This is a genomic window from Methylobacterium sp. 391_Methyba4 (assembly GCF_029691625.1).
GTDB lineage: Bacteria > Pseudomonadota > Alphaproteobacteria > Rhizobiales > Beijerinckiaceae > Methylobacterium > Methylobacterium fujisawaense.
The window spans coordinates 4,548,510-4,561,187 of sequence record NZ_CP121475.1; the positions used below are offsets into that span (position 1 = coordinate 4,548,510).

A 12,678-nucleotide genomic window follows, 5' to 3' on the forward strand; every position below is an offset into this window, starting at 1 on the left:
CTTGGCGGCCCGCTGCCGCGGCCCCCTCAGGATGCGGTCGTGAACGGGATTTTCCGGATCACTGTGCCTGTTGTGCGCAAGCGGAAACCGCCGCGGCCTCGGGGGCCACGGCGGTTCGAACCGTCCGATGAAGGATGGCGTGAAGCCCGGAGACTCAGGCCGCGACGGCCGGGGCCTCGGCGAGCTTCTTGTGGATCTCGCGCTTCAGGAGGCGGGCGGTCTGCGACAGGTCGCCCTCGCCAGCCTTGATCAGGAAGGCGTCGAGCCCACCGCGGTGCTCCACGGAGCGCAGGGCGTGCGCGGTGACCCGCAGACGGACGCGCTTGCCGAGCGCGTCGGACTGGAGGGTGACGTTGCACAGGTTCGGCAGGAACCGGCACTTGGTCTTGCGGTTCGAGTGGCTCACGAGGTGGCCGACCTGAACGGCCTTGCCGGTGAGTTCGCAGCGGCGCGCCATGATAAAAAACGATCCCGTCTCGTTCCGCCCGAATAGACCCGATCGCGACCGGCGCGATCATCGTCGCAGCAGGCGGCGCCCATTGCGTGTTCCAGGTCCGGCGGAGTCCTGTTGAAGGCGCGAGCCTATAGGCGACGAAGGCGCGCCGCGTCAAGGTGCCCGCCGACCGCAGAGCCGCCCGGGCCGCCCCGGCCGCCCAACGGTCTGTTAACCACGATGCCGGGATATAGCCTTCTTCCACCTGCAGGAAGGTGCCTCTCCCGGCTCCGGGCCTCGAGAGGCGTCCGACGCGCGGGGGTGTTCGAGAGGGTGTGTCCGAGCGCGTGTCTTGGGCCGCCCGCCCTGGGATGCGATCCGGATCATGAGCGCCACGCCAATCCGTCGGATGATCAAGCCTGTGACAAAGCACGCTGCCGGGCGCCTCGCGGGCAGCCTCCTCGCCCTCGCTGCCCTCATGGCTCCGGCCGATGCCGCCTCGCGGGCGTCGCGCGCGAAGCGGGCCGCGGGGGCTGCCGCGACCGTGGCGGTCGATTACGGCATCAACCTCGCCGGCCTGCCGATCGGCACGGCGCGGCTGGCCGGTTCGTTCGACCGCGACCGCTACCTCATGGACGTGTCGGCGGTGCTCACGGGCCTCGTCGGCGCGATCACCGGCGGCAAGGGCTCGGCCCGGGCCTCCGGAAGCTTCGCGGCGGCACCGCAGCCCGGCGCCTTCGCCATCGCGACCCAGACGGCCAGTTCCGGCATCGCGGTGCGCATGGCCCTGGCGCACGGCAACGTGGTCCAGGCCGAGATCACGCCGCCCCTCGTCGACATGCAGGACCGCGTCCCGGTCACAGCCTCCAACAAGCGCGGCATCATCGACCCGGTCAGCGCCCTGCTGATGCCGACTCAGGGACGCGGCGAGCCCCTCGATCCGGAAAACTGCAACCGCACCCTGCCGGTCTTCGATGGCGCCACCCGCTTCAACGTGGTGCTGAGCTACGCCGAGACGCGCCCGGTTCAGAAGCCCGGCTATGCCGGCCCGGTGCTCGTCTGCAACGCCCGCTACCAGGCGGTGGCCGGCCACCGCCCGGACCGGCCGGGGGTGAAGTTCATGGAGGAGAACCGCGAGATGTCGGTCTGGCTCGCCCCCGTCGAGGGGACGCGGGTCCTGATCCCGCTGCGCATCTCGGTGCTCACCACGATCGGCACCAACATCATCGAGGCGACGCGCTGGAGCCAGGGCGGCAATGCGGGCACGACCGGGACGGCCGGCGCCGCCGGCACCAGCGTCGCACAGGCGAGCCTGCCCGGGCAGTAGCGGCGGTTTGACCGCCCGCGGCTTTCCCGGCACGTCCGCGCGGCGCGACAGCCGCGCCAGGGAGGTCAGCCAATGCCCAAGGGCTACATCATCGTCCGGATGACGGTCACCGATCCGGAGACCTACAAGGACTACGCCGCCCTGGCCTCCGAGGCCATGCGCAAGTACGGCTGCACGCCGCTGGTGCGCGGCGGCCGCTGCGAGGCGCTGGAGGGCGAGGCCCGTCCGCGCAACGTCGTGCTGGAATTCGAGTCCTACGAGGCGGCGCGCGCCTACTATTTCTCGCCCGAGTACCAGGCCGCCGTCGCCAAGCGCCGGCCGGCGGGGATCGGCGAGGTGGTCCTCGTCGAAGGCGTCGACTGATCCGCCTGGCGTTCGGAGCCCGCGGTCGATGCAGCCCGCGCCGCCCTCAGCCCGGAGCGCCGCGCCTTCGGGCAGCGCGAGGCCTGAAACCGTGGCGCTCTCCCTCAGGTGCCTGCGGGCCCAGAGGAGGCGGCTCCGGAGCGCGCGGCCGGCGGTGGAGGAAATCTTCACGTTCCCGGCGATAATCGGCGGATGCGCCCGCTTGCTCTCCGAATCGCCCTCGCCTTGGCCGTCGTCACCGGCCCGGCGGCCGCGCAGCCCCTGAGCGCCGGCACCGCCGATCCGGGCTGCGGCGGTGACGCCTTCTCGTCGGCCGAAGTCGTCGAGCACCGGCCGCCGCGGCGCGGCCCCCTCGTGGCGGTGCCCGACACGCTCTGCGCCGACGTGGCACCGCAGCCGGGCACGCCGACGACGCAGATCGACATCTTCCCGATGATCACGCCCCAGATTGGACCTGGCGGGGGCGGCATCCCATATGAGGGCGGACCGTCCCGGCCCTACCGTCCCTGAGACGCGGCCGGCCGGTCGAACCCGCCTCCCCGCCCGCGCCGCGACGGCGCCGCGACGGCCTTCCCGTTCGAAGGAACCGCCGACCATCGACGCGCTGCTCCGCCCCTCGCCCAGCCGCTCGCTGTCCCGCGATGCCCGCGCCCGCGGCGTCACCGCGGTCCTCGGGCCGACCAACACCGGCAAGACGCATCTCGCCATCGAGCGGATGCTCGCGCACCCGACCGGGATGATCGGGTTGCCCCTGCGGCTTCTCGCCCGGGAGGTCTACCTGCGCGTCGTCGCCAAGGTCGGCCCCGAGAAGGTCGCGCTGGTCACCGGCGAGGAGAAGATCAAGCCGGACCGGCCGCGCTACTGGATCTGCACCATCGAGGCGATGCCTCGCGACCTCGACGTGGCCTTCGTGGCCATCGACGAGATCCAGCTCGCCGCCGACATGGACCGCGGCCACGTCTTCACCGACCGCCTGCTCTACGTCCGCGGCCGGGAGGAAACCCTCCTGATCGGCTCCTCGACCATGCTGCCTTTGGTTCAGGACCTGATCCCCAACGTCCACACCACGACCCGGCCGCGGCTGTCGCAACTGACCTTCGCGGGGGAGAAGCGGCTGTCGCGCCTGCCCCGGCGCACCGCGATCGTCGCGTTCTCGGCCGAGGAGGTCTACGCCATTGCCGAGCTGATCCGGCGTCAGCGCGGGGGCGCCGCAGTGGTGCTCGGCGCGCTCTCCCCCCGGACCCGCAACGCCCAGGTCGAGATGTACCAGGCGGGCGACGTGGACTACCTCGTCGCGACCGATGCCGTCGGGATGGGCCTCAACCTCGACGTCGACCACGTCGCCTTCGCGGCGAACTGGAAGTACGACGGCACCCGCTTCCGCAAGCTCACCCCCGCCGAGATGGGCCAGATCGCCGGCCGCGCCGGGCGCCACCTCGCCGACGGCACCTTCGGCTCCACCGGGCGCTGCCCGACCTTCGAGGCCGAGCTGGTGGAGCGGCTCGAGAGCCACGACTTCGATCCCCTCCGCATCCTGCAATGGCGCAATCCGGACCTGCGCTTCGGCAGCCTGGAGGGCTTGCAGGCGAGCCTCGACGAGCACCCGCGCGAATCGGGGCTGACCCGCGCCCCCATGGGCGAGGATCAGCAGGCGCTCGAGATCCTCATGAAGGAGGACGACATCCGCGACATGGCGCGCAGCGCCGCCACGGTGAGGCGGCTCTGGGACGTCTGCGGCGTGCCGGACTACCGCAAGGTCCACCCGCAGGTGCACGCCGATCTGGTGGCCCAGCTCTACCGATTCCTCATGAAGGGGATGGCCGGCCGCATCCCCGACACGTGGTTCGCCGAGCAGGTGGCCATGATCGATCGGACCGACGGCGACATCGACACCCTTTCCCGTCGGATCGCCCAGGGACGCACCTGGACCTTCGTGGCCAACAGACCCGACTGGCTGCGCGACCCGGAACATTGGCAGGGCGAGACACGTCGGGTAGAGGACAGACTGTCCGACGCCCTGCACGAACGCCTCGCGAGCCGCTTCGTCGACCGGCGCACCAGCGTCCTGATGCGGCGCCTGAGAGAGAACACGATGCTCGAAGCCCAGATCACCGCCGACGGTGACGTCACCGTCGAGGGTCAGCATGTCGGCCACCTTCACGGATTCCTGTTCGTTCCCGATGCCAGCGCCGAAGGGCACGAGGCCAAGACCCTGAGGAGCGCCGCCGAGAAGGCGCTCGCGGGCGAGATCGAGGCGCGGGCCGAACGATTCGCCGCGACCGCCGATTCGACCCTCGTGCTCTCGCATGACGGCACGATCCGATGGACCGGCGCGCCGGTGGCCAAGCTCACCCCCGGCGAGAAGCTGTTCGCCCCGCAGATCCGTCTGCTGGCGGACGACAGCCTGACCGGCGCGCACCGGGAGAAGGTGGAGGCCCGCCTCGATGCGTGGCTGAAAGCCTACATCGTGCGCCTGCTCGGCCCTCTGATGGAGATCGAGACCGCGGCGGACCTCACGGGTCTCGCCAAGGGCATCGGCTACCAGGTCGTCGAGGCGCTGGGCGTGCTGGAACGCTCGAAGGTGGCGCACGAGATGCGCAGCCTCGATCAGGACGGCCGCGGGGCGCTGCGCCGCCACGGCGTCCGCTTCGGCGCCTACCACATCTTCCTGCCGGCCCTGCTCAAGCCGGCGCCGCGGACGCTCGCGGCGCAGCTCTGGGCCCTGCGCAACGGCGGCCTCGACCAGCGCGGCCTCGACGAGATCGCGCATCTGGCCGGCTCCGGCCGCACCTCGATCAAGGTGGACCGCGAGATCGCCAAGGGGCTGTACCGCGCGGCCGGCTTCCGGGTCAGCGGCGAGCGCGCGGTGCGCGTCGACATCCTGGAGCGGCTCGCCGACTTGATCCGCCCGGCCATCGCCTATCGCCCCGGCACCACCCCGGGCGCCCCGCCGGACGGAACGGCCGACGGCGACGGCTTCGTGGCCACCGTCGGCATGACCTCACTGGTCGGCTGCTCGGGCGAGGATTTCGCCTCGATCCTGAAGTCCCTGGGCTACAACGTGGAGACGCGTCCGGGCCCCGCCATCACGGTGCCGCTCGTCCCCGCTGCGGCCACGGCGCCGGCCGCACAGGCCGCCCCGGCCGAGGCGTCTTCCGACGAGGCCATTGCCGCGCAGGCGGATGCCGCGGAGCCGGCCGGCGACGAGGCTCCGGCCGCGGAGGACGTCGAGACCGCCGCGGAACACGCCTCCCCGGGGGATGAGGTCCCGGCCGTCGAGGGCGAGGCGTCCCCGACCGAGGATCAGGCGTCGGACCTCGCAGCCGATGCGACCGCCGGAGAGCAGGCCGAGGAGCCCGCGGGCGATGCGCCGCACGCGGAGGCGACCGGCGCCGGATCGGAGCAACCAGACCAGGCTCCCCAGGAGGCTGCGCCGGTCGCCGAGCCGGTCTCCGCCACCGAGGAGGCCGCGCCCGGCACGGCCGAGGCGGAGCCCGCTGCGGCCGATGCGGCCGAAGGCACGGCCGCGGAGGGCGAACCCGCCGCGGAGGTTCCGCAGATCGACGTCTGGCGCCTGCAGCGGCATCAGCGCCCGGCGCACCAGCGTCCGCAGAATCGCCCCCGCGGCGCGGGACGCGGCCGGGATGCGGGCCAGCCGGGCCAGAACCCGGGCCAGGGACGCGCGGATGGCGGCCGGCCGGAGCATCGTCGCGCCGAAGGTGGCGACGGCGGCCCGCGGCCGGGACGGGATCGCGGTCCACGCCGCGACCGGTTCGAGGGTGGTCGGCCGGAACGCCGCGACGATCAGCGCAATGCGGAGCAGCGCCATGCCGGCCCGCGGCCCGACCAGCGGCCGCCCCGGCGCGAGCGGGCGCCCGATCCGGATTCGCCCTTCGCCAAGCTCGCCGCGCTGAAGGCGCAGCTCGAGGCCGGCGACGGCGGGAAGCGCTGACCTTCACCGCGGATGCGGGAGGACCGGCAGCGCCTCGACAAATGGCTGTGGTTCGCGCGCTTCGCGCGGACCCGGTCCCTGGCAGCGCGGCTGGCCTCCGACGGGTTCGTCCGGGTGAACGGCAGCCGGGCCGAGAACCCGGCGCGGGCGATCGGCATCGGTGACGTGGTGACGGTGGCCGCGCCGCACGCGACCCTGGCTGTAAGGGTCCTCGGCCTCGGCGTACGGCGCGGCCCCGCCCCGGAAGCGCGGCTGCTGTACGACGATCTGTCCGGCGGCGGGCCGCCGGTCGAGACGCACGAGTGATGAGGCTTTGCCACAGCCCCCGCGCGAGCGGGCCGTCGCGGACCGCATGCGGTGCACACGCGCTTGTCAGCCCGGGAGGCAGGGTCTAGAGCCGTTGGCCTCCGAAGCCCGGCTCCGCGCCGGGCCTCACCGGCGTTCCCCTCGCAGCGCCCGCTGGCGCGCGCAGGCCGTCCCCAGGCTCTGCCCGGGCCAAGTCGAGTTTTAGGACGAAGACATCCGATGACCTACGTCGTCACCGACAATTGCATCAAGTGCAAATACACGGACTGCGTCGAGGTCTGTCCGGTGGATTGTTTCTATGAGGGCGAGAACATGCTCGTCATTCATCCGGATGAGTGCATCGATTGCGGCGTGTGCGAGCCGGAATGCCCGGCCGAAGCGATCAAGCCCGACACGGAGTCGAATCTGGACACGTGGCTGAAGCTGAACGCCGACTACGCCAAAACCTGGCCGAACATCACGCAGAAGAAGGAAGCTCCGGCCGACGCCAAGGAGTGGGACGGAAAGGCCGGAAAGCTGGAGGCGCATTTCTCGCCGAATCCTGGATCTGGCGACTGAGCTCGGGGCGAATTCACAGGATCTGACGCGCATGCGCCCGCGGCTTTCCAGTGGGCGGGAAGTTTTTTCAGCCCCGCCGCTTCGCTGAAGGCCTCCTCGGGGCTGCGTCATACGAAGCCCAGATACGCGGCCAGGTCATTCCTGTCCCATGGCACCAGTGTAAAACTCTTTGACGCCGCGCTTGGTCCGCGCGTGCGTCTTCAGGGATGCTTTGATCTGCGCGCCGGATTGTGGTAGACAATCCGCCTGCCGTCGCTTGCGCCTGACGTGCTCCCTCCGGCTGAAACGCCTTCGATTTTCGGTTGTTAGGAGTAGTACGCGATCGGCCGCCGAAGGAGACTTCGGCGGACGCGCCAGGTGCTTGCACGGCCGCGCCGGGGAATGACCGGGATCGTCGCGCTGGGCGCGGGGGTTTCGGGAGCGGCGAGGCAGACCGGGTGTCCCGCCCGGAAGAACACGGTTTCGCGCGGCGCCGAACGCTGCGCGCCAGTGGAGGCCCTTCTCGCATGACCACAGCCAAGAAGACGACGACCACAGGCCGGCAGGGCTTCAAGACCGGCGAGGCTGTCGTGTATCCGGCCCACGGCGTCGGTCGCATCACCGCGATCGAGGAGCAGGAAATCGCGGGCTACAAGCTTGAGCTGTTCGTGGTCTCGTTCGAGAAGGACAAGATGGTCCTGCGCGTCCCCACGGCGAAGGCCAACAGCGTCGGCATGCGCAAGCTCGCCGAGCCGGAACTGGTGAAGAAGGCTCTCGACCTTTTGACCGGCCGCGCCCGGATCAAGCGCACCATGTGGTCGCGCCGCGCGCAGGAATACGAGGCCAAGATCAACTCGGGTGATCTGCTCTCCGTCACCGAGGTGGTGCGCGACCTGTTCCGCTCCGAGGCCCAGCCCGAGCAATCCTATTCCGAGCGCCAATTGTACGAGGCGGCTCTGGACCGGATCGTGCGCGAGATCTCTTCGGTCAACCGCATCACCGAGACCGAGGCGCTGAAGCTGATCGAGCAGAGCCTCGCCAAGTCGCCCCGCCGGGCGAAGAACGAGGCCGAGCCCGAAGCCGAGGCCGAGGGGGACAGCGAGGGCGACGACCTTCAGGAGGAAGCCGCCTGAGGCGCGCATCGCATCGCGACAACGACATTCAACCCGGCCCTGGTGGCCGGGTTTTTTCTTGCGTCCGCGCAGCCGGCTCCCCCCAACGGCCCTGACCGTTCGCGAAGGCCTGGGCTGGACGGCGCGGGGCCGGATCCCATGTCTTCCCGACGGAACACGAATTCGTGGCCGCTGCGTTGTCGCATTGTGGGGCATCGGGACGGAACTTTCCCGTTTTGCCTTCCGTTGTCGGTTGCCTGGCGTCACCCCCCGGTGGCGCCTGCGCGTCGGGCCCTTGGGTCCGACGCCGCAACAGCACTCGGCAACAAGAGGCAGGCGGATGGCTGAGATCGCGGGAATTCGACGGCAGTTCATACGGACTGCCATGGAGGCGCCCTTCCTGGCCCGGGAAGAAGAGCGGGGCCTCGCCGTCCGATGGAAGGACGAGCGCGACGAGCGGGCCCTCCACCGTCTGATCTCGGCCCATATGCGCCTCGTCATCGCCCTGGCGGGGCGTTTTCGTCACTACGGCCTGCCCATGGCCGACCTCGTCCAGGAAGGGCATGTCGGCCTGATGGAGGCCGCGGCCCGGTTCGAGCCGGAGCGGGACGTCCGCTTCTCCACCTATGCGACGTGGTGGATCCGCGCCTCGATCCAGGATTACATCCTGCGCAACTGGTCGATCGTACGCGGCGGGACCTCGTCGGCGCAGAAGGCCCTGTTCTTCAATCTGCGCCGGCTGCGCGCCCGGTTGATGCAATCCACCGAGGAACATGTCGGCGACGAGATCCATCGCCGCATCGCCAGCGCGATCGGGGTGTCCCGTGACGACGTCGCCCTGATGGATGCGCGCCTGTCCGGCCCCGACATGTCGCTCAACGCCCCCGTGGGCGAGGACAGCGACGCGTCGTCGGAACGGATGGATTTCCTGGTCGACGGGGCCGACCTGCCGGACGAGACCGTGAGCGCCACGGTAGACGGCGAGCGCCGCCTCAGCTGGCTGCAGCAGGCTCTGACCGTCCTCTCCGAGCGTGAGCTGCGCATCCTGCGCGAGCGCCGCCTCGCCGAGGATCAGGCGACCCTCGAAGCCCTCGGCCAGCGGCTCGGCATCTCCAAGGAGCGGGTCCGCCAGATCGAGAACCGGGCCCTGGAAAAGCTGCGCCGTGCGCTCGCCGACCGCTTTCCCGCCGCCACGGGCAGCCCCCATATCGGCTGAGCGGCACGCAGCGTCATCGTCACGAAGCCCGGCCCGGCGGCCGGGCTTTCGTGTTTCAGAAGCGTCGCCCATGCGACGGGCCGCCGTTGTCGGGCCGGCTGCCCGACATCTCCGGCGCAGTGGGTGTACCTGCGGATATACCTGCCTGCGCGTGCGATGACGGGGGCCGGTGCCGTGGTCGCGAGCGGGATACCGCCGCGCGCCCGTTACGCCCCCTGAACGACGGGGCTGCGCCGCTCCCGCCGGCGCCGGCGGCGGCCAGCCTCAGGGGTGGCGTCGAGCCAGATCACGAGCGCCAGGGCGACGAGCGCCGGCACGCCGAGGGCGAGGAAGGCACCGGTCCAGCCGAACAGCCCGTATGACAGGCCGCCGTACCAACTCGAGAGCGCGCCGCCCACGCCCTGCACCGCGTTGACGCTGCCGAGCGCCGTCTGGGTCCGGCCCGATCCCCAGGTCAGGTCCGCCACCACCACGGGCACCGCCACCCCGACGATGCCGGAGGCCACGCCGTCCAGCACCTCGGCGGCGATCAGCCACACCGGATCGTCGATCAATCCGGACATGAGCGCGCGCACCGGCAGCACGGCGAAGGCCACCATCAGCAATTGACGGCGTCCGCGCCTGTCGGCCAGCGAACCGGCAAACAGAGCCACGGGCACCATGACGAGTTGCGCCACCATGACGTAGCGCGCCGTCCACGTGGTGGCGTCGGCCGCGGTCGCCACGAGCTTCTGCCCGAGCAGCGAGAGCATGCCGCCGTTCCCCAGGTTGAACAGGGTCAGCGCCACGGTCAGCACCAGCAGACGGCGGTTGCCGAGAACCTGACGCAGGCCGCTGCGCTCGGGTTCGTCCGCGTCGTCCTCCTTCCAACCGACGGCGCGGCGCCGGTTCCAGGCGCCGGCGGGCGTCGTCAGCGTGGCGCCGATCGCCGCCACAGCCATGCCGCCGAGGACCCAGAAGGCGATCGCAGGCCCGAAATAGCCGGTGCCGAGGCTGATGCCCCCCGCCGCGACCAGGATGCCGATGTGGTTGAAGGCCTGGTTGCGGCCCTGCTGGGCGGGGAAGCGGTCCTTCCCGACGATGCCCAGGGTCAACGACGCGACCGCCGGCAACAGCAGGGTGCCGCCGGCCGCGGCGAGCAGCTGCGCGCACAGGACCGCCGGAAAGCTGCGCGCCGGGAGGAGCAGCAGCGTGCCCGCGAGGATCGCCCCGCAGGCCAGGGCGATCAGCAGGCGTGGCCGGGGGAACCGATCCACCAGGGCACCGAACGGGCCGCTCAGGAACAGCGTGCCGAACCCCACCAGCGTGACGACGAAGCCGACCCGGGCGGGGCTCCACGAGGCGGATTCCGCCAGCCAGGTTCCCAGAAAGGGGCCGAGGCCGCCCTGGATGTCCCCGATGAACAGGTTGATCAAGGCGAGGTTTGTGGTGGGGGCCATGCGATCCTGGAGCCGTTTCGGGCCCCGGACGTGAACGGGGACCCCGGAACGGTCAAGCCCGGAACGCAGCCTCCGTCGCGGAGCAGGGCGGCGACACCCTCATGCGGGGCGACGTGCGGCGTCTTCGGCGAGAGAGCGGGCGAAACCCTGCACGGTCCGCGGCGCGGCCGCCCTGACCGGGACCGGGGCCCTCGTCGGCGGCGGCGATGGGCAGGCTCGCGGTGGCAGCCCTAGCGCCCAGCACGGCACCCGAAGGCGCCGGGAAGGTCGGCGGCCGGTTCGGGCTGCCAGACCTGCCGGGCAGCTTCGTCGCACTGAGCGCCGCGCTCCTGAGCGGACGCCCTGTGCGCGCGGGCGGCGGCCTCTCGGGGTCCCGGCGGCCGCCGCGCGGCCGCCGGTCGTCACCTCAGGAGGCGAGCGGGCCCTGGGCGCCCTGCTGCTCCATCACCTTCTGCCGGTAAAGGCCGACGAAATCGATCGGGTCGATGTACAGGGGCGGGAAGCCGCCGTTGCGCACCGCCTCGGCCACGATCTGGCGGGCGAAGGGGAAGAGCAGGCGCGGGCACTCGATCATCACCGCCGGATGGATCTGGTCGGCCGGGATGTTGAGCAGCCGGAACACGCCGGCATAGGTCACCTCGAAGGCGAACAGCACTTCGTTCTGGATCTTGGCGTCGCCCTCGAGCTTCAGCTCGACCTCGAAATCGGTCTCGGAGAGCTGCTGCGCGTTGACGTTCACCTGGATGTTGATCTGCGGCCCCTGGCCCTCCTTGGGCTGAAGGGAGCGCGGGGCGTTCGGATTCTCGAAGGAGAGATCCTTCGTGTACTGCGCCAGGGCATTGATGGTCGGCACATCGCCCTGCGGCATGCCGCCGCCGTTGCCGTTCGCTGCCGGGGAATCGGCCATGCGGATCATCCTTCTCGATCGACCGGCGGGGCCGGCGCGGGTTGTTGTCGCGGCGGGAGCCGCTGGATCACGCCGCGGAACTACCCAAACGGCAGGGCCGCTAACACGCGCGCCGGGCCTGGACAAGCGAAGTGACAGGCGAGGTGACGGGGCGCTGGCGCCGGCGGCACCGGCAACCCATATCGCGATTGCGTGCGGGACCAGTTGACCCCGACGATACAACCGGCTCGCTCCCGGCGCGTTGGTCGGATATGAGTCGGCCATACCTATGCGCGCTTAGCCGGCGCCGCACCGGGCATGACCTGAGCAAGGGGCACAGGGTCTCGCCGCGGCCACCATCGGATCGGTGATGCAGGACAGTTTCGACGTAACGACGATCATCTTCCTGGCGCTGGCCGTCTTCGTGATCTGGCGTCTGCGCTCCGTGCTCGGTCAGAAGACAGGCGCCGAACGCTCGCCGTTCAAGCCGGTCGACCGCAGCCGCACCGAACCGCAGGCGCGTTCCGACGGCGACAACGTCGTCCGGCTGCCGGGTGCCGACCGGGTGCAGGCCGCGCCGCCGACCGCCGCCGCGCCGCGGGACTGGCGGGGGATCGCCGAGCCGGGATCCGAGGTCGCCCGCGGCCTCGAGGCCTGCGTCCAGGCGGAGCCCGGGTTCGACCCGCGCGCCTTCGTCGAGGGCGCGAAATCCGCCTACGAAGCCATCATGATCGCCTTCGCCAAGGGCGATCGGAAGACCCTGCGCGGCCTGCTGTCCAAGGAGGTCGGCGAGGCCTTCGAACGCGCGATCGCCGAGCGGGAGCGCAACCGGCAGACCCTGGAGACCACCTTCGTCTCCATCGACAAGGCCGAGATCGTGGCCGTCGAGGTGCGCAACCGGGTGGCTCACGTCACCGTGCGTTTCCTGTCGAACCTCATCACCGCCACCCGCAACGCGGACGGCAAGGTGGTGGACGGCAGTGCCGAGACGGTGGTCGAGGTTCCGGATGTCTGGACCTTCTCCCGCACCCTCGGCTCGCGGGACCCGAACTGGCAGCTCGTGGCCACCGAGGCCGGCGCCTGAGCCCGTGACAGGCGTGCCGTGAC

12 protein-coding genes are annotated in these 12,678 nt (G+C 70.9%); 9 read left to right on the top strand and 3 right to left on the bottom strand.

Annotated features, from left to right (window positions below):
• Positions 1-154: 154 nt before the first annotated feature.
• Positions 155-457 carry a 50S ribosomal protein L28 gene (rpmB, locus tag P9K36_RS21325; protein WP_043351177.1) on the bottom strand — a complete coding sequence of 101 codons (303 nt, stop codon included), beginning with the start codon at positions 455-457 and terminating at the stop codon, positions 155-157.
• A gap of 454 nt (positions 458-911) precedes the next feature.
• On the opposite strand from rpmB, the gene P9K36_RS21330 reads away from it, so the two are divergent.
• From P9K36_RS21330 to P9K36_RS21365, 8 genes are all read left to right on the top strand, one after another.
• Complete coding sequence (locus P9K36_RS21330; RefSeq protein WP_051044790.1) at positions 912-1,760, top strand: DUF3108 domain-containing protein; 849 nt, start codon at positions 912-914, stop codon at positions 1,758-1,760.
• Between the two features lie 72 nt (positions 1,761-1,832).
• On the top strand, positions 1,833-2,123 hold the full coding sequence (locus tag P9K36_RS21335; RefSeq protein ID WP_043385113.1) for a DUF1330 domain-containing protein: 291 nt from the start codon (positions 1,833-1,835) through the stop codon (positions 2,121-2,123).
• Between the two features lie 192 nt (positions 2,124-2,315).
• Positions 2,316-2,633 (top strand): hypothetical protein, encoded by a 318-nt coding sequence (locus P9K36_RS21340; protein WP_043351171.1) that lies wholly within the window; start codon positions 2,316-2,318, stop codon positions 2,631-2,633.
• Positions 2,634-2,838: 205 nt separating this feature from the next.
• On the top strand, positions 2,839-6,075 hold the full coding sequence (locus tag P9K36_RS21345; RefSeq protein WP_278307316.1) for a helicase-related protein: 3,237 nt from the start codon (positions 2,839-2,841) through the stop codon (positions 6,073-6,075).
• 12 nt (positions 6,076-6,087) lie between these two features.
• A complete protein-coding gene (locus P9K36_RS21350) occupies positions 6,088-6,381 on the top strand; it encodes an RNA-binding S4 domain-containing protein (RefSeq protein WP_043385109.1) in 294 nt (97 codons plus the stop codon).
• Between the two features lie 219 nt (positions 6,382-6,600).
• The gene (gene fdxA, locus P9K36_RS21355) at positions 6,601-6,939 is read left to right on the top strand and encodes a ferredoxin FdxA (RefSeq protein WP_043354612.1); all 339 of its coding nucleotides are present in this window, start codon (positions 6,601-6,603) and stop codon (positions 6,937-6,939) included.
• Positions 6,940-7,445: 506 nt separating this feature from the next.
• The gene (locus P9K36_RS21360) at positions 7,446-8,051 is read left to right on the top strand and encodes a CarD family transcriptional regulator (RefSeq protein ID WP_043354614.1); all 606 of its coding nucleotides are present in this window, start codon (positions 7,446-7,448) and stop codon (positions 8,049-8,051) included.
• A 319-nt stretch (positions 8,052-8,370) separates the two neighbouring features.
• Positions 8,371-9,246, top strand: coding sequence for an RNA polymerase factor sigma-32 (locus P9K36_RS21365; RefSeq protein ID WP_012320644.1), 876 nt, complete (start codon positions 8,371-8,373; stop codon positions 9,244-9,246).
• 206 nt (positions 9,247-9,452) lie between these two features.
• Here P9K36_RS21365 and P9K36_RS21370 read toward each other — a convergent pair whose 3' ends face one another.
• Both P9K36_RS21370 and secB read right to left on the bottom strand, forming a co-directional pair.
• A complete protein-coding gene (locus tag P9K36_RS21370; RefSeq protein ID WP_278305951.1) occupies positions 9,453-10,685 on the bottom strand; it encodes an MFS transporter in 1,233 nt (410 codons plus the stop codon).
• 406 nt (positions 10,686-11,091) lie between these two features.
• On the bottom strand, positions 11,092-11,592 hold the full coding sequence (gene secB / locus P9K36_RS21375) for a protein-export chaperone SecB (protein WP_012320646.1): 501 nt from the start codon (positions 11,590-11,592) through the stop codon (positions 11,092-11,094).
• A gap of 349 nt (positions 11,593-11,941) precedes the next feature.
• On the opposite strand from secB, the gene P9K36_RS21380 reads away from it, so the two are divergent.
• A complete protein-coding gene (locus P9K36_RS21380) occupies positions 11,942-12,655 on the top strand; it encodes a Tim44/TimA family putative adaptor protein (RefSeq protein ID WP_043354619.1) in 714 nt (237 codons plus the stop codon).
• Positions 12,656-12,678: the final 23 nt, after the last annotated feature.